This window comes from Undibacterium sp. GrIS 1.8 (assembly GCF_040544445.1).
Classification (GTDB): Bacteria; Pseudomonadota; Gammaproteobacteria; order Burkholderiales; family Burkholderiaceae_D; genus Undibacterium.
The window spans coordinates 23,587-44,598 of record NZ_JBEONQ010000022.1 but is presented as its reverse complement, the minus strand read 5'-3'; the positions used below and the strand labels follow the sequence as shown (position 1 = coordinate 44,598).

20 protein-coding genes are annotated in these 21,012 nt (G+C 47.3%); 14 read left to right on the top strand and 6 right to left on the bottom strand.

The window, feature by feature from the left end; translation table 11 throughout:
• Positions 1 to 1,176 (bottom strand): cytochrome c oxidase subunit II, encoded by a 1,176-nt coding sequence (gene coxB / locus AAKU64_RS12130; RefSeq protein WP_354328973.1) that lies wholly within the window; start codon positions 1,174 to 1,176, stop codon positions 1 to 3.
• A gap of 303 nt (positions 1,177 to 1,479) precedes the next feature.
• Entirely contained in the window at positions 1,480 to 2,388 is a 909-nt protein-coding gene (locus tag AAKU64_RS12125; protein WP_354328971.1) for a methyltransferase domain-containing protein, read from the bottom strand.
• Positions 2,389 to 2,461: 73 nt separating this feature from the next.
• Between AAKU64_RS12125 and AAKU64_RS12120 the strand changes: the two genes are divergently transcribed.
• The 4 genes from AAKU64_RS12120 (at position 2,462) to AAKU64_RS12105 (ending at position 7,202) form a co-directional block, all read left to right on the top strand.
• Positions 2,462 to 3,313 (top strand): ComFC family protein, encoded by an 852-nt coding sequence (locus tag AAKU64_RS12120; protein ID WP_354362187.1) that lies wholly within the window; start codon positions 2,462 to 2,464, stop codon positions 3,311 to 3,313.
• Between the two features lie 61 nt (positions 3,314 to 3,374).
• Positions 3,375 to 3,845 carry a tRNA (uridine(34)/cytosine(34)/5-carboxymethylaminomethyluridine(34)-2'-O)-methyltransferase TrmL gene (gene trmL, locus AAKU64_RS12115; protein WP_322120989.1) on the top strand — a complete coding sequence of 157 codons (471 nt, stop codon included), beginning with the start codon at positions 3,375 to 3,377 and terminating at the stop codon, positions 3,843 to 3,845.
• 540 nt (positions 3,846 to 4,385) lie between these two features.
• Complete coding sequence (locus AAKU64_RS12110) at positions 4,386 to 5,192, top strand: PAS domain-containing protein (protein WP_354362186.1); 807 nt, start codon at positions 4,386 to 4,388, stop codon at positions 5,190 to 5,192.
• Positions 5,193 to 5,210: 18 nt separating this feature from the next.
• Positions 5,211 to 7,202, top strand: a complete 1,992-nt coding sequence (locus tag AAKU64_RS12105; RefSeq protein ID WP_354362197.1) for a bifunctional diguanylate cyclase/phosphodiesterase — start codon at positions 5,211 to 5,213, stop codon at positions 7,200 to 7,202.
• Between the two features lie 139 nt (positions 7,203 to 7,341).
• On the opposite strand, the gene rfaE2 is transcribed toward AAKU64_RS12105, so the two are convergent.
• Positions 7,342 to 7,821: a D-glycero-beta-D-manno-heptose 1-phosphate adenylyltransferase gene (gene rfaE2, locus AAKU64_RS12100; protein ID WP_322120987.1), complete on the bottom strand. Its 480-nt coding sequence runs from the start codon at positions 7,819 to 7,821 to the stop codon at positions 7,342 to 7,344.
• A gap of 295 nt (positions 7,822 to 8,116) precedes the next feature.
• Entirely contained in the window at positions 8,117 to 8,998 is an 882-nt protein-coding gene (locus tag AAKU64_RS12095) for a ferritin family protein (RefSeq protein WP_322120986.1), read from the bottom strand.
• 264 nt (positions 8,999 to 9,262) lie between these two features.
• Between AAKU64_RS12095 and AAKU64_RS12090 the strand changes: the two genes are divergently transcribed.
• The 8 genes from AAKU64_RS12090 (at position 9,263) to AAKU64_RS12055 (ending at position 16,035) form a co-directional block, all read left to right on the top strand.
• Complete coding sequence (locus AAKU64_RS12090; RefSeq protein ID WP_322120985.1) at positions 9,263 to 9,847, top strand: glutathione peroxidase; 585 nt, start codon at positions 9,263 to 9,265, stop codon at positions 9,845 to 9,847.
• Positions 9,848 to 10,147: 300 nt separating this feature from the next.
• Positions 10,148 to 11,458, top strand: a complete 1,311-nt coding sequence (locus AAKU64_RS12085) for an NAD(P)/FAD-dependent oxidoreductase (RefSeq protein WP_354329115.1) — start codon at positions 10,148 to 10,150, stop codon at positions 11,456 to 11,458.
• Positions 11,459 to 11,461: 3 nt separating this feature from the next.
• Complete coding sequence (locus tag AAKU64_RS12080) at positions 11,462 to 12,274, top strand: DUF1365 domain-containing protein (RefSeq protein WP_354328964.1); 813 nt, start codon at positions 11,462 to 11,464, stop codon at positions 12,272 to 12,274.
• Entirely contained in the window at positions 12,271 to 13,509 is a 1,239-nt protein-coding gene (locus tag AAKU64_RS12075) for a class I SAM-dependent methyltransferase (RefSeq protein WP_354328962.1), read from the top strand. Before AAKU64_RS12080 ends, AAKU64_RS12075 begins: the two co-directional genes overlap by 4 nt.
• Entirely contained in the window at positions 13,506 to 14,090 is a 585-nt protein-coding gene (locus AAKU64_RS12070; RefSeq protein WP_354328960.1) for a chalcone isomerase family protein, read from the top strand. The genes AAKU64_RS12075 and AAKU64_RS12070 overlap by 4 nt, the downstream gene beginning before the upstream one ends.
• A gap of 99 nt (positions 14,091 to 14,189) precedes the next feature.
• Complete coding sequence (locus AAKU64_RS12065; RefSeq protein WP_503012564.1) at positions 14,190 to 14,768, top strand: DUF3833 domain-containing protein; 579 nt, start codon at positions 14,190 to 14,192, stop codon at positions 14,766 to 14,768.
• On the top strand, positions 14,765 to 15,532 hold the full coding sequence (locus AAKU64_RS12060) for an SDR family NAD(P)-dependent oxidoreductase (protein ID WP_322120979.1): 768 nt from the start codon (positions 14,765 to 14,767) through the stop codon (positions 15,530 to 15,532). The genes AAKU64_RS12065 and AAKU64_RS12060 overlap by 4 nt, the downstream gene beginning before the upstream one ends.
• On the top strand, positions 15,529 to 16,035 hold the full coding sequence (locus tag AAKU64_RS12055; RefSeq protein ID WP_354328958.1) for a nuclear transport factor 2 family protein: 507 nt from the start codon (positions 15,529 to 15,531) through the stop codon (positions 16,033 to 16,035). Before AAKU64_RS12060 ends, AAKU64_RS12055 begins: the two co-directional genes overlap by 4 nt.
• 201 nt (positions 16,036 to 16,236) lie before the next feature.
• Here the strand turns inward: AAKU64_RS12055 and AAKU64_RS12050 are convergent, their stop codons facing one another.
• Both AAKU64_RS12050 and AAKU64_RS12045 read right to left on the bottom strand, forming a co-directional pair.
• On the bottom strand, positions 16,237 to 17,157 hold the full coding sequence (locus AAKU64_RS12050; protein WP_354328956.1) for a PhaM family polyhydroxyalkanoate granule multifunctional regulatory protein: 921 nt from the start codon (positions 17,155 to 17,157) through the stop codon (positions 16,237 to 16,239).
• A 137-nt stretch (positions 17,158 to 17,294) separates the two neighbouring features.
• Positions 17,295 to 18,539 carry a branched-chain amino acid ABC transporter substrate-binding protein gene (locus AAKU64_RS12045; protein ID WP_354329112.1) on the bottom strand — a complete coding sequence of 415 codons (1,245 nt, stop codon included), beginning with the start codon at positions 18,537 to 18,539 and terminating at the stop codon, positions 17,295 to 17,297.
• A gap of 409 nt (positions 18,540 to 18,948) precedes the next feature.
• Between AAKU64_RS12045 and AAKU64_RS12040 the strand changes: the two genes are divergently transcribed.
• Together AAKU64_RS12040 and AAKU64_RS12035 are read left to right on the top strand one after the other, a co-directional pair.
• A complete protein-coding gene (locus AAKU64_RS12040) occupies positions 18,949 to 20,181 on the top strand; it encodes a DUF3108 domain-containing protein (RefSeq protein ID WP_354328954.1) in 1,233 nt (410 codons plus the stop codon).
• Positions 20,182 to 20,202: 21 nt separating this feature from the next.
• Entirely contained in the window at positions 20,203 to 21,006 is an 804-nt protein-coding gene (locus tag AAKU64_RS12035; RefSeq protein WP_354328952.1) for a DUF3108 domain-containing protein, read from the top strand.
• The last annotated feature ends 6 nt before the right edge of the window (positions 21,007 to 21,012 follow it).

Genomic DNA, 21,012 nt, shown 5'->3' with positions numbered 1-21,012 from the left:
TTACTTACGAGCAGCGAGCACTTCTGCTGGCTGAACGATATTTTCGGCGGCTTTATTCGACCAGCTATTACGTGTGTAAGTAATTACAGCAGCAATTTCTGTATCTGACAAAACTGATTTCCATGCAGGCATTTTGTTATTTTTACCGTTGAGCAAAATATCAATTTGTCCGGCGCGCGGGCCATTCACGACTGCAGAACCATCCAAGGCAGGAAATGCGCCTGGTACGCCTTTACCATTAGCCTGGTGACAAGCTACGCAATTCGCGGCATAAATCTTTTCCCCACGCGCTTTAGACTCATCCACTGTCCAGACTTTACTTGGGTCGTCTGCTTTTGCAGCCATTTCTTTTTTCTTACCATCGACCCAGACTTTATAGTCTGCATCAGAGACGACTTTGACGACGATAGGCATAAATGCGTGTTCTTTACCGCACAGTTCCACGCACTGACCGCGGTAAGTACCGATCTTTTCTGCTTTAAACCACGTATCACGAACATAACCAGGAATCGCATCTTGTTTTACGCCAAATGCAGGGATAGTCCAAGAATGAATGACGTCATTCGCAGTAGTAATCAGGCGAACTTTTTTATTGACCGGCACGACCACTTCGTTATCAACTTCTAACAAGTAGTTGTCACCACGTGCTTCAGAGGGAGCGACGCCAGGAGAACCGACCTGGGATCTTGGTGTTGCCAGCGTGGACAAGAAAGAAATCCCTTCGCCGTCACCTTTGAGGTAGTCGTAACCCCACTTCCATTGCATGCCGGTTGCTTTGATCGTGATATCTGCGTTGGACGTATCTTTCATCGCTACTACTGTTCTGGTCGCTGGCAAGGCCATAGCGATCACAATAATAAATGGGACGATAGTCCAGAGAATTTCGACGGTGGTACTTTCATGGAAAGTCGCCGCTTTATGACCTGCTGATTTACGATGTTTAAAAATCGAATAAAACATCACACCAAAGACAGCCACAAAAATAACCAGGCAAATCACGAGCATCAAATTATGCAGTGAATAAATTTGTGATGCTATCTGCGTCACTGGTGTCTGCAAGTTCAACTGCATCACTGCAGGACCGCCCTGACTATCCACCACTGCCCATGATGGCATACCTGCCGCCAGGAGCGAGGCACCAAGCATTAACGACGGTAATCGCTTCGCGTATTTCATGATTTCCCCAAAAAACCCATTAGAATGCTTTTAACAGAAGTGCCTAATTTGCAACACGCGCTTACTGAATCCTTATTGAACTCTTACTACATCTTTAAGTTATATCTTAGTGTTCTAACTCAATAATGATCGTCAATGCATGATGGCAACTTCCACAACTGCGAGAGTATAAGGCGTAAAGCCGCGGTATATCAAGCGGAATGCGGTTCAAATCGCCAATATTAAGCGCAAATTGAGCCTAGATTACGACACTTAAAATTTGCTATTTTCGGCAAATTTATAAAATATTTTCGCTATACCAAATTACTTTTTAGGAAAATCCAAGCGAATGATGGATTCCCCCGATACTAATTTTTTGGGTATTGGCCGGAAAGCATGCCCATATACCACCTCAAATGTCAGCGGAATTCTGCCATCGGCACCGCGCATCTGTAGCAATGCGTCGCACAGACGACGAAAATCATGTTTGCCCAGCAAGCCCTGGCGCCGTGTAAGAAGAGGATTGCCGCCCAAGGCACGCACATCGGCAAAGAGCTTTTCGACGTCGCTGTAAGTCAAGGTGATTTTTTCCATATCCATCACCGGTGTAGAAAAACCAGCATTCACCAGCATATCGCCAAAGTCATGCATGTCTACAAATGGCAAGGTATGCGGCAATCCGTCAATTTTTGCAAAAACCTGACGCAATTCGATCAGAGTATCTGGCCCGAAACAAGAAAACATCAATAAACCTTCAGTTCGCAACACCCGTCGCCATTCAGCAAAGACCAAATCGGGTTGCGGATGCCAATGCAGAGCGAGATTCGACCAGACCAGATCGACAGTATTCGCCGCTACCGGCAAACGGGCAAAATCGGCGCAGAGCAAGTCCGACCGGGAACTTGAGCGCAAACCCGCTGGCAACCACTTCCCTAATACTCGACTAACCGCAGTCTGCGCCTTAGCTTGCTTCTCAGCCGCAGCCTTTAACATCGGCAGCGATGCGTCCACCCCCAATAAATGCGCTTGCGGAAACAAACTCTGCATATGAATCAGATCGATTGCCTCACCACAACCGGCATCCAGAAGACGTTCTGGCTGTATTTTTACCAGCTCTAATTTTTCCCGCATACGGCTAGCGATTTCGCGACGCAAAAAATCTGATCCCGCCAGTTTTTGGGGATCTGCAAACAAACGACGAACACGACTTAAATCAATAGGGGCGCTGAGCATGGCAATCAGTGTGAGGGGGTGCGATAATGCGCAGAGTTTACACGCTTGTCATTCAATTCGCCGCATGCCATCTATGCATTTCGCCAAAATAGCGACCGCCATCAGCACACAGCTCGCAAAAACTGTCCAGTTTTTGCCGTCCTCGTGCGCGTTATGCGGCCTGCATCTGTCAAACAAGTCTGCAAGAAAATCTGAATTGATCTGTACCGATTGTTATGAGGATTTTTTCACTGCAAGCGTATCGCGTTGCAGCCAGTGCGCGCTGCCACTGCTAACTCAGCTACCAACACAACTCACTACGCCGCTGCCGACATCATCAGATCAAATAGAGCAAAGCACGCAGACGGCTGCAATCGAAAAAACACCGCTAGGTGGAGTGCGCTGCGGCGAATGTATCGCAAACCCACCCAGCTTTGATCACACTGTCGTCGCCTGCAATTACGTAGCACCCGTAGATCAATTAGCCCTGGCGCTCAAATTTGCACACCAGCTCATGTTAGCGCCGCTATTGTCCGACTTGCTACGCGACGCGATTGTGCAAGATGCTAAAGGCGATTTACCTGATCTGCTGGCAGCGGTGCCGCTAGGCCAGCAAAGATTGATTGAGCGTGGCTTTAATCAGGCAGTTGAGATTGGCAAACCTTTATCTCGTCAGCTTGGCATTCCATTTTTACCCGACTTGCTGGAACGCACCCGCAACACTGCCCGACAAAGTAGCCTGCACCCTGATGAGAGACAAAAAAACGTCCGTAACGCCTTCATCCCGAACGAGCTATTGATTGAACAAATTTACGGTAAGCATATCGGCATCGTCGATGACGTCATGACCACCGGCACCACGTTGCATGAAATCGCCACTGTGTTAAAACGTTTTGGCGCACGTAGAATCAGCAATTATGTTTTTGCCCGAACCCTGCCCCACTAATACATTAACAAAACCAACATATTTATAGCGGCGCAAAAAGCGCTGCTGAAAGGAAATCACCTTGTTCCACGTCGTCTTGGTCGAACCCGAAATCCCGCCGAATACCGGCAATATTATCCGGCTGTGCGCCAATACCGGTGTGCAGCTACACTTGATTGAACCTCTCGGCTTTCCGCTAGATGACAGCAAGATGAAGCGGGCTGGTCTGGATTATCACGACTACGCCACGATGAAAGTACATAAAAACTACGCCGCGTTTTTAGAACAAGAGCAACCCGATCTGACGCGTATGTTTGCGATGACGACGCATGGTTCATCCACCTTTGCCTCCGTACAGTTTCAGCCAGGCGATTATTTTGTATTTGGCGCAGAGACACGCGGATTAGCGCCCGAGTTACGCGCGTCCTTCCCGTCCGAACAAAGAATACGGCTACCGATGCGCCCCGACAACCGTAGTCTCAATCTGTCCAACACAGTCGCCATCGTGGTGTATGAGGCGTGGCGTCAAAACGGCTTTGCAGGCGGCGCATGATCATCCAGAGAAATCTAAGAATACGAAAAAACCATATACTCCCCACCATTTTTCAATAAACTGCCTGATTGTCCAGACTTTATATGGACAATAAATAATACTATGCAGGAGTATATAGTTATTGCCGGTAGAGATCAGTCTGAGGAATAGGCGCTAAATTGCAAACAACGCGCTTTGCTTGATGCGATATATAACCTCATAGAAAGTGGTTTTCTTTTTTCAGCGGATATTAAAACGAGCAATGACGGAACGCATTAGTCAGTTTGGACCAGATGAAATAAGCTGCAACAAATTGGGTAGTTTTGAATAAACATCGCCCAAGCCGAAGCAAGATTCAAGCTGAGGCGGGCATCCCAACTATCTCTGCTAGTTTTGGCAAACTGCAACAACAGATCGTTTGAGTTGAAAAAGTATGTCTATTTACCAAGCGACGCGTTAATATTTATGCGGCAAGATCAGGCCGTGACCCTTCAGCGTACTGAAGCATGATGGCTAAACACCAATGAGCACGACCGGACAGCAACCAATAAGGCGCCACAATTGAAAAATGTCGGTACATGGACTTGGAATGAAGAAGCGGAAGAATTTGTCTGGTCACCGCAGATGTGCGCGATCATGGGTCGCGATCCCAGCAAAGCACGGCTCTCCAAGGCTGAGGCTAAAAGTTTCTATCCCAGCGATATCTGGCAGCAATTGCAAGAAGCCTTGCGCAACACCGTGCGCCACGGCACGCCGTTTGAAATCGAATACCAACTGACCAACGCCAAAGGCGAGGTTCAGTGGTTACAACAGCGCGGCATTCTGAATACAGACAAACAACTTAGCAACGCCGCTGCGATCAAACATGCAGGTACGGTACGCGGCATTGTGGAAGACATCAGCACTACCAAGCAAATCAATCAACGCTTTCAAAATTCCAATCATGATCTGATGAATCTGATTGACGCCCTGCCTGTCTGTATTTCGTATATCGACAAAGAGTATCGCTACCAGTTCGCCAACAAAACTTATGAGCGATGGTTTGGCTACGATAAAACCGATGTGATTGGTCTGAAAGTGTCTGTCGTAGTCGGTGAACAGGCATTTGAAAAATCACTCCCTCATCTTAGTCGCGCACTCAGTGGTGAATTTGTCTCGTTTGAAACGTATATGAAATACGTTACGGGCAATGACCGCTGGGTGACAATAGAACTCTACCCAGACATGGATATTGACGGCGTACGCGGTGTGTACGCTTTTGTACAGGATATTTCTCAGCAAAAGAAAAGCGAAGAACAGTACAAGCAAAATGAAGAGCTATGGAAAATGGCGCTGGAAGTTTCAGGCGACGGTGTCTGGGACTGGTAACCGCAAACCGGGGTAGAAATACTCTCGCCAAGACTGAAAGAAATCTACGGCTACGGCGGCACCGACATTAATGACTTATCGGAAGAGCTAGACAAGCGCACTCACCCCGAAGATCTGGCACAAATGTACGCCGACCGTCAGGCGCATTTTGATGGCCTCACGCCGATTTATTTGAACGAACATCGGGTGCAATGCAAGGACGGTACCTGGAAGTGGATATTGACCCGCGGCACCGTCATACAACGTAATGCCCAAGGTTTGCCAGTACGGGTGATCGGCACCCATACCGATATCTCAGAACGTAAAAATGCAGAAACCGCCTTGCAGGAAAGTGCCGAACGTCTGCGCATGGCGCTGTTGGCAAATCATCAGGGCTTGTATGATCTAAATGTACAAACCGGCGCCACTATCGTCAATGAAGAATATGCCAATATGCTTGGCTATACCGTTGCAGAAATGAATGAAACCAGCAACGCCTGGTTCGCTCGTCTGCATCCCGATGACGTAGATAAAGCAAGTACTATTTACCAGGATTATCTGGCCGGAAAAATCTCCGAATATCGCGTAGAAATTCGTCAAAAAACTCGCTCTGGCGAGTGGCGCTGGCTCCAATCCATAGGCACCATCGTAGAACGTGATCAAGAGGGAAAGCCACTGCGCATGGTCGGTACGCATCTGGACATTACCGAACGTAAAAATGCCGAGGCCATGATCTGGCAGCAAGCTAATATCGACACGCTCACCGGGCTACCCAACCGCCGCATGTTTTATGACCGGCTTGAGCAAGATATCAAGAAAAGTAAGCGTAATGGTCGCTCACTAGCCGTGCTATTTATTGATCTTGATCACTTCAAAGAAGTAAACGATACGCTAGGCCATTCTGTCGGCGATATCCTGCTGGTAGAAGCTGCCAAACGGCTGCTCACTTGCGTCAGAGAATCCGACACAGTCGCCCGATTAGGTGGCGATGAATTTACTGTTTCGCTTCCAGATCAACATAACCCGGAAGACGTAGAGCAGATCGCACAAAGCATTATCAAAAAAATGTCTAGCTCATTTCAACTGGCGAACGAAGAAGTATTCTTATCTGCCAGTATTGGCATTACCTTGTATCCAGATGACGCCGTCAGCCTGGACGACTTATTGAAGAACGCCGATCAGGCGATGTATGCTGCAAAGAATGCCGGTCGCAATCGTTTTAATTACTTCACACCCAGTCTGCAAGTTGCGGCATTGGCGCGATTACGGTTGGGCAGCGATTTACGCATCGCCATCGCAGAGCAACAACTCTCCGTGTATTTCCAACCGATTATTGACTTAAGCACCGGCATCATCCAAAAAGCGGAAGCCTTAATACGCTGGCAGCACCCGCAACGAGGCTTTATCAGCCCGCTGGAATTCATCGCCATTGCTGAGACCAGTGACTTGATTTTTGATATTGGCGAGACTGTTTTTAAAGCCTCGGTACGTTGGCTGCAACGCTGGAGAAACCTATATCCGGCGCAGAAGAATTTTCAAATCAGCATTAATCAATCACCGGTAGAATTCCAACGCGACGGTTCTCGTTATGCGAACTGGATCAATCATTTGCATGAGGCAGAGTTGCCCGGTCAGGCAATTACCATCGAAATTACTGGAGGCTTGCTATTGGACGCCAGCACCCTCGTCAGCGATAAATTATTACAGTTCCGCGATGCAGGGATGCAAGTTGCGTTGGATGATTTTGGGACCGGGTATTCTTCGCTATCGTATCTAAAAAAATTCGACATCGACTACCTCAAAATTGATCAGTCTTTTGTCCGTAATATGACCCCAGGATCAAGCGACAGCGCTCTGGCAGAAGCCATTATTGTCATGGCGCACAAGCTAGGATTAAAAGTGATTGCAGAAGGCGTAGAAACTGAAGAGCAACGTGACTTATTAAAGCAAGCCGGGTGTGATTTTGCGCAAGGCTATTTGTTTTCCAGACCAATACCGCCGGAGGATTTTGAGCGGCTACTGGCGGGCTGAAGTCAAAACCCAGATTGTCCATTAGACCGCTACCACTTCGCAGAAACGCAGATGGCATGCGCCATGCAGAGCAATAACGCCACCGCGATTTAAGTGCGAGCGCTGCAACACAACTCAAATCGTCTTGCGCAGGTTCTATTTATTTTTGTGAGCGCACTCGCGCTAATAATTGGCTGGTAGAACGATCATGTTCAAATTCAATTGCAGCAACCTGACCACCATAGGCTAATACTGCCTGGCCTTCGGGGATGGCACTCATATCGTAATCGCCGCCTTTAACGTAAATGTCGGGGTGCGCCAGTTGCACCGCCTGCAAGGCAGTGTCGTCATCAAAATCTACGACCAGGCTGACCGCCTCCAACGCGGCTAATACCGCCATTCTGTCCTGAGATTGATTGACCGGTCTGTCATCGCCCTTGCCTAAGCGTCTGACCGATGCATCTGTGTTGACCGCCACCACCAAAGAACCACCTAACATGCGTGCTTGCGCCAGATAAGTGACGTGACCACGATGCAAAATATCAAACACACCATTGGTCATCACGACCGGTTTTGGCAAGGCGGCGACACGTTGTTGCAGATCAGCGAAGCTGGTGATTTTGTTTTCGAAATAGTCCATTTATTTTGCTATCGATTCAATCCATCGGCCAATGTCATTACGCAGAATGCTGATAAAAACGGATACCGGATAAGACTCCTGGTGCCAGATCATTTTCACGATTCCTGTGAACATCTATCAACATACTCCCATCATGTATATTTTAATCGTCCAGATAATGAATGGACAATAAGGCATATTTCATAAAATGAATGGGGAGTATATTAAATACATATAAAAAATAGCTGCAAACGAATGCAGCTATTTTAGCTAAAACCAGATCAGATTAGCGAGCAGCCGAGGCTAGCCATTAATCTTAAACAGCGCCTGGCACCACGCCGGCCGCCAGCACCGCATTGTCACTCGCAGCCAATCTTTGTGACACTTCTTTACGATAGCGATTTAAATCTTGTACCGACTCAAAAGTACGCTCAAACAGTAGCGACATATTATGCAAAATACGTTCTATGACTTTCTTTTCCCACACGATATCAAAATTAATTTGCCCGTCTAACCAACGCTCCAGCCAATCAGGATCTGGCAAGCGACTTTGTATGGTGTCATTAGGAAACAACGATTGATTAACATGCAAATTGGTCGGATGCAAAGGCTTTTCCGTGCGGCGGGCAGATGCCATCAAGACGCCAATCTTGGCGAAAGCTGCACGTGCGGTATCGCCTGCTTCGCCCAAAGCCTTTTTCATATAACGCAAGTAGGCGCCGCCATGACGTGCTTCATCCTGGCTAATGATTTTGTAAATTTGTTTGATGACGGGTTCGGTGTGCCAGTCGGAGGCGCAGCGATACCAATGGTTCAGACGAATCTCGCCGCAAAAATGCAGCATCAGAGTTTCTAACGGTGGTGCAGGATCAAATTCAAAGCGAACTTTATCCAGCTCTTCCTCGGTTGGTACCAATTCCGGGTGGAAGCGACGCAGATACTCCATCAGGACCAAAGAATGCTTTTGCTCTTCAAAAAACCAGATAGACATAAAAGCGCAAAAATCGCTGTCACCCCGGTTATCACGCAAAAACATTTCGGTGGCAGGCAATGCAGACCATTCGGTAATCGCATTCATCTTGATGGTTTGCGCCTGTTCCAGCGTCAACTTAGAAGCATCGTACTGATCCCACTTGATGTCGGTATCCATGTTCCAGCGGACTTGCTCTAAGGATTTAAACAGTTCTGGGTAAAGCATAATGACCCTTACAAAGTTACAGCAAAAATAAAAATATTTACTCGATTTTACCAGACAGATATGACTGCTTCACGACAAATAAAAAGTGAAAACGGGACATTCCTCAGATGAGCGCATCAGGACTTATCCACAAAAACATACTCTGAGATGGTGCAAATTCAGGGTCTACTTTCTGTTCATGTTGGGGTATGACAGAATTTTTCAACTTAATATAAGATACGCAAACCGAGTCAAATTGGATGTCATCGTAATCAAGGAGCATGTATGTCTTATTCTCACAAAATCAGCGGCGCATTATTATTCAGCTTGGTTGCTGGCATTTCTAGCGTTGCAATACCGGATACTGCACTGGCAGACACTACGGCAAGTTGCCCTGCTGTCTTACACCATACGTTTAACCGCTTACAAGACGATGCGCCACAAGATCTTTGTCAGTACGCCGGCAAAGTGACTCTGGTTGTGAATACTGCCAGCTACTGCGGCTTTACCAGCCAATATCAAGGCTTGGAAGCGTTACACGCCAAATATAATCCTAAAGGCTTGGTTGTGCTCGGCTTTCCATCCAATGATTTTGGTCAGCAAGAACCAGGTAACAGCAAGGAAATCGCCGATTTTTGCTTTAATACCTACGGCGTGAAATTCCCGATGTTCTCTAAATCATCGGTCAAAGGAAAAGACGTCAATCCCTTGCATGCAGAATTAATCAAGGCAACCGGCACCACACCAAAATGGAATTTTTATAAATATCTGATCGATCGCAAAGGCAATGTCGTAGCGGCTTACTCCAGCGTGACTACGCCAGACGATAAAAAATTGGTCGCAGATATCGAAAAAGCGTTGGCGCAATAAGCTTAATTGCGGGTCGCAAAGTAAATAATCAGGGGCAAAACTATAAAGAACGGGTCATCGCAAAGATCGGTCAGTAATTGATGTATCGTTATAAATGGGGGTGCGCTAAGGCGTGCCCATTTTTATACGTGAAAATTAAACATAAAGATTCCGCAATCTGATCCGCGAATCAAAGATTATCCTTGTGCCAATAAATCGTTTGAATTGAATCCGTTTACTCAAGTCATGCGTAAAAGACAGTAGAAGCAAAGTAACTTTGCAATTATATTAATAGACTACTACCTTCCTTGTTTGAATATGATGAAAATTGCGGTCATCGGTTCCGGCATCTCCGGCCTCTCTTGCGCTTATCGCTTATCCCAGGCGCAACATCACGTTAGCTTGTTTGAAGCCAATGATTATTTTGGCGGACACACGCACACAGTAGATGTGACCCTAGACGGCTGCACTTATGGTGTCGACACGGGGTTTTTAGTGTTTAACCACAAAACCTATCCCAATCTGGTTCAGCTATTTAAAGAACTTGAGATAGAAACCGTCGCCACCGACATGTCATTCTCGGTAAAAATGCCCATCGGCAAGCGGATGATGGAATGGGCGGGCGCCAATCTTGATACCGTTTTCGCACAACGTCGCAATTTGTTGAGCCCCGGTTTTTTGCGCATGCTAAGAGACATCTTACGTTTTAACAAACAAACTACGGCGTTGGCCAATACGGCCAAAGAAGCGGCAACAGCATCAGCTAACAGTAATAATGATTTTCAGCTTTCGCTCGGCGCTTTTTTAGATAAGCATCACTACAGCGCAGAATTCCGTTCCTGGTATTTACTGCCGATGGCGGCCTGCATCTGGTCTTGCCCTACCGCTGCGATGATGGCCTTTCCTTTGTCGTCGTTTGTACAGTTTTGCCACAATCATGGCTTGTTGCAAGTCAATGACCGACCACGCTGGCAAACCGTCAAAGGCGGAGCTAAACACTATGTCGATCAAATGCTCAAAGAGCTACCAAATCGTTATCTGAACACGCCTGTTCTGGCGGTTCATCGCACACCCAAAAAGACGGTACAGATCCAGACCAAAGATGGTTTGCAAGAATTTGATCACGTCGTTTTAGCAACCCATAGCGACCAGAGCCTGCGCATGCTGGCAGACGCCTCCACCAATGAGCAGACCATTTTATCGGCAGTCACTTATGAGCCAAACAGAGCGGTATTGCATACCGACGCCCGCTTTTTACCCGAGCAGAAAAAAGCCTGGTCGGCCTGGAATTACCAAAGTGAAAGCGGTGCCGAACCCAAGGTCTGCGTACATTATCTGATCAATCAATTGCAACCTTTGCCATTCAGTACGCCCGTGATCGTGACCTTAAATCCGATCAGCGAGCCTGATCCGGCAAAAGTCTTGGCCAGCTTTGATTATGCCCATCCGGTGTTTGATCAAAAGGCCATACAAGCACAAACTCGCTTACACCAAATCCAAGGCCAGGCGCACACCTGGTTTGCCGGTGCCTGGACTGGGTATGGCTTTCATGAAGATGGCTTGAAATCAGGCTTAGCTGTAGCCGAACAATTGCTGTCGCAGCATCAGCAACAAACTAGCAAGGCTGCCTGAGCCATGGACGCCAAGCTAACCGCGACCATCCAACTCTGTATAGGAGAGGTTCGGCATCACCGTTTGCGCCCGGCGGCGAATCGTTTTAACTATGGCGTATTTTTTATCCGCGTACCTCTGCGCTCCTTGGGAAATGCAAGTGTCAGCGCAAGCCAAAACGGATGTCGCCTGTTCTCGCGCAATCGCTTTAATCTGATGTCGTTTTACGACAAAGATCATGGCGATGGGCAGCAAGCCTTGTTGCCGTGGATTGACAACTTACTCAAATCAGAAAATGTGACCGACGCCACGGGTGAAATCTGGCTACAAAGTTTTCCAAGAGTGTTAGGTTATGTATTTAACCCAGTCTCATTCTGGTTTTGCCATCGCGAAGATGGCGAATTACGTGCCATCGTGTGTGAGGTACGCAATACCTTTGGCGAAAAACATATTTACTTGCTAGACACTGGTGCGGCACAAAAATATGGCCAAGAATTAATCGCCAAAAAAATCTTCCATGTCTCCCCTTTTTGCGCGATAGAAGGCAAATACCGTTTTCGCTTTATGCAAGCGACGCGCCAGATCGGTGATGCAATTCGGTTACAGCATGTTGCGCGAATTGATTATGACGACGACACCGGGCCTTTGTTATTGACCAGTATCGCCGGTGGAGAAAACTCTCTCAGCAACCAACTCGTTGCCTGGGCTTTGCTGCGCTATCCCTTACTCACCTTTGGTATCGTCGCACGCATCCATTTACAAGCGCTTTATCTCTGGATAAAACGTGTTCCATTTTTTTCTAAACCTATTCCCCCTGCCAAAGAGGTAAGCCGATGAGCAGCCTGCATCCAACATTAAACCCAGACCAAGATCAAACTGCAGCGATCAATACAGCAGAGTTTCCAGCAGAGGCAAAATTTGTTCTTAGTCTGCTCAATAAGCTGCAATATGGCAGCCTGACTATCCAATTTCCTGATCAGCAAATAGCGACTTTTGGCGATGGTAATCATCCAAAAATTCAATTGCATATGAAAGATTGGCAGCTCTGCCGCTCCGTCTTAAAATCTGGCGATATCGGTTTTGCAGAAAGCTACATTGCGGGCAATTGGAGTACGCCACAACTGCCTGCTTTGATAGAAATGATTTCGCGCAATCGTCAGCAGTTAGAGTCCGTGATTTATGGTACATGGTGGGGCAACTTGCTGTATCGGGTAAAGCATTTTTTAAACCGTAACTCACGCTCTGGTAGCAAAAAAAATATTCATGCGCACTATGACATAGGCAATGACTTTTATCGCCTGTGGCTTGATCCTTCTATGACGTATTCCAGTGCCTTATTCTCCGGCGATAAAGTGGAAACTTTGCATGATGCGCAACTGGCAAAATACCGACGCATCTTGCAGCAGTTACAAGTACACCCACAAGATAATATTCTGGAAATTGGTTGCGGCTGGGGCGGCTTTGCGGAGGTTGCCGCAACCGAGGCATTTGCGCATGTCACCGGACTGACGCTTTCGACAGAACAACTCCATTTTGCGCAAGAGCGTTTGCAAAAAGCAGGCTTGCATGAAAAAAGTAAATTGCACATCCAGGATTATCGCGATGCTCATGGTAATTACGACGCGATCGCCTCGATCGAAATGTTTGAAGCCGTCGGTGAATCTTACTGGCCAAGCTATTTTGAATGTATCAGCCGCAATCTGAAAAAAGGTGGTCGTGCCTGCGTACAAAGTATCGTGATTGCCGATGATTTATTTGACCGTTATCGCAAAGGGACAGACTTTATTCAGCAATACATTTTCCCAGGCGGCATGCTACCTTCGATACAAATCTTTAAACAATACGCGCAGGAACATGGCCTGGAAGTGGTTGATACTTTTACCTTTGGTCTTGATTACGCCAGAACTTTGCAAGAATGGCGTAGTGCCTTTATGGCCAAGTTAACAGAAATCAGGGCGCAAGGTTTTGACGACGAATTTTTCCGCACATGGGAATTTTATCTGGCCTATTGCGAAGCAGGCTTCCGCGCTCATAGTATTGATGTCGCACAATTCACTTTGGTAAAAAAATGAGTCGCCCGCATCCATCGCGCTCACTGCGTGCTTTATTTTTGTTGCTATGTTCACTGCTACTCGCCAGCTCGGTGACTATGGAAGCAATGGCAGCAGATTCAGAGCACATCAAAAAAGAAATCCCGCAAGCACATGCCTTGGGTAGTGGCACATTCCGCTGGTTCGGGATTGCGGTTTATGATGCTCAGTTATGGGTAGGCAAAGATGGCTATACACCCGAGGCCAGCGGCAAATTAGGCAAGGAACCGCTAGCATTGGATTTGACATATGCACGCTCGCTGGTGGGCAGCAAAATTGCCGAAGCGAGTATTGAAGAGATTCAAAAGCTAAAATTAGGCACGGCAGATCAGCGTAAAATCTGGCTGGAGCAAATGCGAAAACTGTTTCCTGATGTAAAAGAAGGTAATCACATTACCGGCATTTTTATACCTGCCGAAGCAGCCCGGTTTTACTTAGATGGAAAATTATTGGGTGAAATTAAAGACGCTGATTTTGCGAATGCTTTTTTTTCTATTTGGTTAGATAAAAAAACAACTGCTCCGGATTTGCGCCAAAAATTGCTGGCTGGCAGTAACGGCTAACACAGCTGATGCATCTAATGCAGTAACCAAGGCATCTCCCAAAGCAACAAAACCGCCTCACTAAGCTTGGTCTATTTTTAATTTATCAAGGACATCCTGATGAACCTATTTTTCCGTTCCGTTATGCAAGCATTCAGTAAATTCAGCCGGCTAACCATGGGTGTCTCCGTCGCCTTGTTGCTGAGCTCTTGCGCCAGTAGTTTTGAACCCTCCATGTACGCAACAGAAAAACCAACATTAGAATTGACCCGTTACTTCAACGGTGTGGTTGATGCCTGGGGTATGTTCCAAGATCGCTCAGGCAAAATCGTGAAACGTTTTACCGTCGTCATGCATTGCAACTGGAATGGCGATACCGGCACACTGGATGAAGATTTTACTTACTCGGACGGTACCAAGCAAAAGCGCGTCTGGACTTTGAAAAAAACCTCTGAAACGACTTTTATCGGCACCGCAGCCGATGTCGTGGGTGAAGCCAAAGGCGTCATTTCGGGTAATACTTTGCATTGGAATTATGTGCTCGCCTTGCCCGTAGACGGGAAAATTATCAATGTTGATTTTGATGATCTGATGGTATTGATGGATGACAAAATTATGCTGAACCGTGCCTTGATGAGCAAGTATGGCATCTCGCTAGGTAGCGTCACTCTGTCCTTTACTAAACGTGATAGCAAATGAATCCACGCATAAGCGACTGGCGCGGAAAACACGTCTGGGTCATCGGTGCCTCCACTGGCATCGGCGCGGAGACCGCCAAGTTATTACTGCAAAAAGGCGCCAATGTGGCGCTGTCGGCGCGGCAAAAAACCACATTGGAGCAAGTAGCCGCAGGTCATAGCGCGGCGATGATTTTGCCTGTCGATATTACCGACCATGCGACTTTAGTTGAAGCACATGCAAACTTAATACAAACATGGGGCAAGATAGATTTGGTCTTGGTAGTAGCAGGCGGTTATAACGCTATGCGGGCGGATGAATTTGATTTACTTGCAGCGAATAAGCTGATCGATCTGAATCTGCGCGGAGTCTTAAATTGTCTGGATGTCGTTTTGCCGACCTTGCTACGACAAGGGCAAGGCGGGATTGGCATTGTGGGATCGGTTGCGGGTTTATCGGGTCTGCCCAAAGCGCTGATTTATGGACCGACCAAAGCGGCGATTATCAATTTATGTGAATCGCTGTATTTTGATCTACATCCTAAAAATATTGCGGTGTACCTGATCAGCCCCGGCTTTGTCAAAACCCCGCTGACTGCGGATAATGACTTTGAAATGCCTTCATTAATCACGGCAGAAGTTGCCGCGCAAGAGCTAGTAGCTGGCATAGAATTGGGGCAGTTTCATATCCATTTTCCAAAACGCTTTACGAACTGGCTCAGGTTTGCGCGTTTGCTGCCTTATCGCTGGTATTTTGCGTTGATCCATAAAACGACCGGACTATGAACGAGAACTCTTTTCCTGGCGTGGGCACTCATATTGTGACTAATCCAGCTACTAATGTAGTCAATGCGGTAGACGCCTACGAAGAGGCGTTGGAAAAACTCATCGTTTTTTTTGAGACGCTCACACCTGACAGCAGCCAGCAAATCAGCGCGATTTATGCTGAAAAAGCTTACTTCAAAGATCCGTTTAATGAGGTACAAGATGTGGCCGCCATTATCAAAATTTTTTCTCACATGTTCTCGCAAGTGAACCAGCCGCGGTTTAAAGTCCACACCCATATTTTGCAAGGAAATGAAGCCTTTATCAGTTGGGATTTTTTGTTCACGATGAAGCGGTTTTCCAGCGAATTGCAGCGCATTAAAGGCGCAACGCATTTACGTTTTCTAGAAGATGGTCGCGTCAGTTATCACCGGGATTACTGGGATGCAGCGGAAGAATTATATGAAAAGCTGCCGATACTGGGAAGCCTGATGCGGGCATTAAAACGCGCTGCCAGAAATTGATCTGGACAGCGCCAACACAATATACTCCCCCTCATTTTTACAAAATACGCCTTATAGTCCAATGATTCTCTGGACAATTAAATATACATAGAGGCAGTATATTTAAAAATTCTCTATGGCTAATGCGGCATATGCCCTTTGTCTGGCAATTGATACTACTTATATCAGCATGGGCTAAGCAGCCATCAAGCTTTATGAAGCTTACGTTGAAGTGCGTTTTTTTGCTGCCACCGTCGCCTTTTTTACCACAGTAGTTTTAATTGGCGACTGACTTGCTGCTTTATGGACAGCCGTATTGGTCGCAGTGCCGGGTTTAGTTTTGGCAGAGGTTTTAACGACTTTAATTTTCTTCGCTGCGGCTGTAGGTGTTGTTGCCGCTGCTGCCGCTGCTGCCTTCTCCGGTGCTTTTTTTACTGAGTTTTTAGGTGCGCTCTTGCTTGACGTTGAAGTGGCTTTTTTTGCTGCTTTTTCAGGCGTTGGCTCCTCCGGTTCGCTTGCCATTGCTTTGCTGACTGCTTGCTTAAATTGATCTTGCAGCAAGTTCCACCAGGCTGCCGGGTTGCTAAACCGGGTCGAACTATCCGCGCCTGCGGCATCTTCTGCTGTGGCGTGCTGTGCTGGGGTATTGGGTATCGGGTCTGGAAGCGGCGCACTTGCGGGCAAACGCGTGCTGACAACGGGTGGTGGAGTGGGTGTAAATATGGGCGCGGCTTCAGAACTACCTTTGTTATTGCCAGAATCAGCGGGAGGATTAGGCCAGTAATCACGCGTAGGCTTTGCTGCCTCCGGCGAGCTTGTAGAAGAGCTTGCGGGTGAGCTTGAAGACGCGCTTGCCGCGCTCATGGTGTTGGCGAAACTCTCGCTTAAAGAATTGAGTGCCGCAATCGTTGCACGCTGTACTTCTAGTGCTTGTATAGTGCCGCGCAACATGTTCATGTTGACTGTCAGCCAGGATTCTACGGTTTTCAGATCTTTGATTTTTTTATCTAAGTCATCAATGGACACGGTCGGCGTGACCATACCTGGAATATGCATGCCGCCCCATAGATTTTTGACGAAGGACAAGCTGTCATTCATCGACGCCATACCGGGAATCTCGCTGGTATTAAAAGGGGAAGTCATGGTGGTCTCCTGATGGTGTTGCTATCTGTAGTGCGATCTGTAATGCTATCTGCATTGCTATCGTTTTTTTGAACATGCGGCGGATATGAATCCATCCAATGGGTCAAATCTGCCGATGCAAATTCAGCAGATCAAATTCAGTTGAATCGACTCATCTTGCATGAGGTCGGCAGTGCCGTCAATCGTGATGGGAAATAGCGTTCAGTTTTAAAGCCATAACCACTGCCCTCATTATCAAACCACACTGCACCACGCATTGCACCAGCATTTAAAGTTCCGCGGCTAAAGTCGGTACGTTTTTGCATCACAGATACATACAGGGGCTGTATCAGTTGATGGTCGCTGGCACGCATGCTGGCATCATGAAAACCGTTTTTAAAGCTGGCACCTTCCAAGGCTTTGGCGACGGCAGCGGCTTCTACACTCCCGGCTTTTTCAATCGCGGCAACGAGCATCCTGATCATCACCTGCATACGCAAATGCACATAATCATCCCGCGGATCGGGGTAGCGCTGGCGGAAGCTTTGATAAAACGCATCACTCTCAGCGCCACCCACATTGGGATGCCACTCTGCCACCGCACGTACCCGACCAACTCCGGCATCAGCAATCGCGGCTGGTGCGCCTAAAGCATTGGCGTAAAAAGTATAAAACTTGATGTCCATACCCGCCTCTTTCACCGCCTTGATTAACAAAGTCAGGTCGTTACCCCAATTGCCAGTGATCACCGTATCGGCACCACTGGCTTTGATCTTGGCAGCGTAAGGTGCAAAATCTTTGATCTTACCAATCGGATGCAAGTCTTCTCCTACTATTGCCATGTCTGGACGTTTTGCCGCCAGCATGCTGCGCGCAGCGCTTGCTACTTGTCTGCCGAAACTATAATCCTGCCCCACCAAATACACCTTTTTGGCATGCACATCGTCCCGGATCACGTCGGTCAGCACGTTCATTCGCATGTCTGCATTGGCATCAAAACGAAAATGCCAAAAACTACATTTCTCATTCGTCAAACTTGGTTCTACTGCGGAATAATTCAAAAACAAAACCCGGTGCTGCGGCACACGCTGGTTATGCTTATTGATCGCATCCACCAAAGCCAGTGCTACGGCGGAGCTATTACCTTGCACAATAAATGGGATGTCCTGATCGGTCACATGCTTTAGCAAGGTCAGACTATCTTCTACGCCTTGCTTATTATCAAAGGTAGATAAACTCAACGGATGCCTGCCATCCGGCAAACGTACGCCTCCATGTGCGTTCACCTGCTCTATCGCTAATTGCAAGTTACGCACGACGGCCTCACCTGCATTGCTGAAAGCACCACTCAAGCCGTCTATCATGGCAATCCGTATCGGCGTGGTCTGCACTTTGTCCGTCATCACTGAGGATAATTTAGAAGGTGGACTAGAAGCTGAATTAACAGCACGGTCAGGAGCTGAAAAGGCGGGTTGCGCTATGATGGCGGGTAACAACAGAACGACCAATAAGGCAATCCAGCGAGAAACTTTTTTTGCTCTAAACAACATCAACAACCTCATTTTTGGTGCGTACTTAAAATCATCTCTGCTACCCATATTGCTATCAGCAATAGTGCTTTGCTTACATTTTACATGGCGACAGTCATCGTAAGTCGACGCCAGAACGTTTACCATAGAGCTTGATGTGAGCAAATGAACTAAGATCGTTTTGCTACCTCTATCTTAGGTATGTACCTGAGTTAATACGTTATTGAGTTAATTCGCAAATTCAGTCCAACCAAATTCAACAGGCAATAGTGCTAAACGTAACATGACGTCTAATCTGCTGACAAGACTGCGCCCCGACCGTAAAATTTTTGCTTTTGTGCTTGCTGCAATCTTGCTGCATGTCATGGCATTGCATTGGATTAATTCGCTTCCGGATAAGACCTCCGGTGTAGATCTTAAAGATACAGAGATCAAACCTAGTTTGTTATACGTCAACCAAATTATTCAGAAAACTCCGACAAAACAGGACGAAGTAATAGCACCAAGCAAAATAGTGAAGCTTGATAAAAAATCGATAGCAGTAGCAACACCTGCACCAAGCCCAAAATCAGCTCCCGCAAAACAGCCCATAGCACCGCCACTACCAGGCCAGGTTGCCGATGGTAGTCAGGAAACCGCGATCTACGAAGCGGCAGCAGGTTATCTGGCAGTCACACCGGTACCAAGGCAGCCCGCGGCTTCTAGCAATTCAGCCACCTCTGCACCTAATCCTGCCAGCACATCGTCTGACATCGCGGCACCGCTGACCCCAGCGCAGCAAACTACAGCAGAACAGACTGCCGCTCCCACAGCAAGCCAAAGCGAGAACGCTAATTTATCAGCACAATTTAAAGTAAGCCCGCCACCATCAGCGCTACTAGAATTGCAATTGATCAGATCAGAAGCGAATGGCAATCCCTTTTATGGCGTAGGTGAAATCAACTGGCATGTCAGCGATCGTGCTTATAGTATGTCGGTGGATGCGGGTGTAAATTTGTTGGTCACAACACTGAATTTATTGAAAATAAAAAGTGAGGGAAAAATCACCGAAGCGGGGATCGCACCTGTGACCAGCAGCGAATCCAGACGTAACCGCTCAGAAACTGCGATCCATTTTAATTATGAAGAAAAGCTAGTCAGCTTTTCCTCCTCAAATAAGTCTTTGCCCCTGGCCGACGGCGCACAAGATAAAGCCTCGGTGCTAATGCAACTGGCAGGCATAGGTTATGCCGATCCTAGCCAATTCCGTACCGGACGAGAAATCGTCATCCAAGTCGCAGAAGAACGCGATGCGACTAACTTCCAATTCGTGATCCTTGGACAAGAAGAATTAAAAAATAAACTCGGTACATTTAACACCTGGCATGTGGTACGTCCGCCTCGTCCCGGAGCCTACAATTCGCAACTCGACGTCTGGTTTGCGCCAGACAAAAACTGGTATCCCGTGCAGGTACGAAATACAGAAAGTAGTGGAGCCATCACTACTCAAATAGTGACCAAAATTACGCCGCAATAAAATGAAGAAAGACCAACCGCTATGCCAAAACTATTCTTGATGCCCGAACAAACTACTACTAAAAAATCGCGTCGCTTACTGATCCTCACTACTCTGTTCAGTAGCGTTATTGGCAGCACTGCGATTACATCCAATGCTGCAACCGCTGCAGAAGCAGACGCCAAGCAAAGTATTAACCTGCCGCCTTCCGCGACCTTGGTGTACACCATTAAAGCCAAGCAAAGCGGGATTACTCTCGGCGGTGACGCCAGCGTTGCATGGAAAACCTCAGAGCAAAAATACAGTATCGTGACAGAAACCCGCGCCATGTTGTTTGGCAAAATCCTGGATTCCAGTAGTGTAGGCAGCGTTGACGAATACGGTTTAGAACCAGAAAAATTTAATGAAAAACGGTTCCGCAAACCAGAGAGTATTACCAGCTTTGACCGCAAAGGCGATAAAAAAGTCATCAGCTTTAGTGAGTCAACTGAGACCTATCCGATCAAAGGTGGCGAACAGGATCGCACCAGTGCAAGCTGGCAATTAGTCGCGATGGCACGCGCCGCAGGCAATAAATTTAAACCCGGCAGCGAGTGGAAAATGTTTGTGGCAGGCAGACGCGATGCAGAAACATGGACGTTTAAAGTCATGCAAAATGAATCTTTATCCACAGCATTAGGGCAGCTAGACACGGTACATATTATTAAAGCGCCGCCACCGGATTCTAAAGATCAGCAGGTAGAGTTATGGCTGGCACCGAGTTTGGAATGGTATCCGGTACGTGTGCGGTTTAGCGATGCAGATGGTGATTTTGTAGAACAGATGATAGGGCAGATTAAGAAATAAAAAGGG

Bases quoted from the DNA above. Each gene is read 5' to 3' on its own strand.
- AAKU64_RS12125 (WP_354328971.1), bottom strand. From the start codon at position 2,388: ATGCTCAGCGCCCCTATTGATTTAAGTCGTGTTCGTCGTTTGTTTGCA.
- AAKU64_RS12090 (WP_322120985.1), top strand. From the start codon at position 9,263: ATGTCTTATTCTCACAAAATCAGCGGCGCATTATTATTCAGCTTGGTT.
- AAKU64_RS12065 (WP_503012564.1), top strand. From the start codon at position 14,190: ATGAACCTATTTTTCCGTTCCGTTATGCAAGCATTCAGTAAATTCAGC.
- AAKU64_RS12120 (WP_354362187.1), top strand. From the start codon at position 2,462: ATGCATTTCGCCAAAATAGCGACCGCCATCAGCACACAGCTCGCAAAA.
- AAKU64_RS12055 (WP_354328958.1), top strand. From the start codon at position 15,529: ATGAACGAGAACTCTTTTCCTGGCGTGGGCACTCATATTGTGACTAAT.
- AAKU64_RS12040 (WP_354328954.1), top strand. From the start codon at position 18,949: ATGACGTCTAATCTGCTGACAAGACTGCGCCCCGACCGTAAAATTTTT.
- AAKU64_RS12075 (WP_354328962.1), top strand. From the start codon at position 12,271: ATGAGCAGCCTGCATCCAACATTAAACCCAGACCAAGATCAAACTGCA.
- AAKU64_RS12085 (WP_354329115.1), top strand. From the start codon at position 10,148: ATGAAAATTGCGGTCATCGGTTCCGGCATCTCCGGCCTCTCTTGCGCT.
- AAKU64_RS12035 (WP_354328952.1), top strand. From the start codon at position 20,203: ATGCCAAAACTATTCTTGATGCCCGAACAAACTACTACTAAAAAATCG.
- AAKU64_RS12045 (WP_354329112.1), bottom strand. From the start codon at position 18,539: ATGACGGACAAAGTGCAGACCACGCCGATACGGATTGCCATGATAGAC.
- AAKU64_RS12095 (WP_322120986.1), bottom strand. From the start codon at position 8,998: ATGCTTTACCCAGAACTGTTTAAATCCTTAGAGCAAGTCCGCTGGAAC.
- AAKU64_RS12050 (WP_354328956.1), bottom strand. From the start codon at position 17,157: ATGACTTCCCCTTTTAATACCAGCGAGATTCCCGGTATGGCGTCGATG.
- AAKU64_RS12080 (WP_354328964.1), top strand. From the start codon at position 11,462: ATGGACGCCAAGCTAACCGCGACCATCCAACTCTGTATAGGAGAGGTT.
- AAKU64_RS12070 (WP_354328960.1), top strand. From the start codon at position 13,506: ATGAGTCGCCCGCATCCATCGCGCTCACTGCGTGCTTTATTTTTGTTG.
- rfaE2 (WP_322120987.1), bottom strand. From the start codon at position 7,821: ATGGACTATTTCGAAAACAAAATCACCAGCTTCGCTGATCTGCAACAA.
- AAKU64_RS12060 (WP_322120979.1), top strand. From the start codon at position 14,765: ATGAATCCACGCATAAGCGACTGGCGCGGAAAACACGTCTGGGTCATC.
- coxB (WP_354328973.1), bottom strand. From the start codon at position 1,176: ATGAAATACGCGAAGCGATTACCGTCGTTAATGCTTGGTGCCTCGCTC.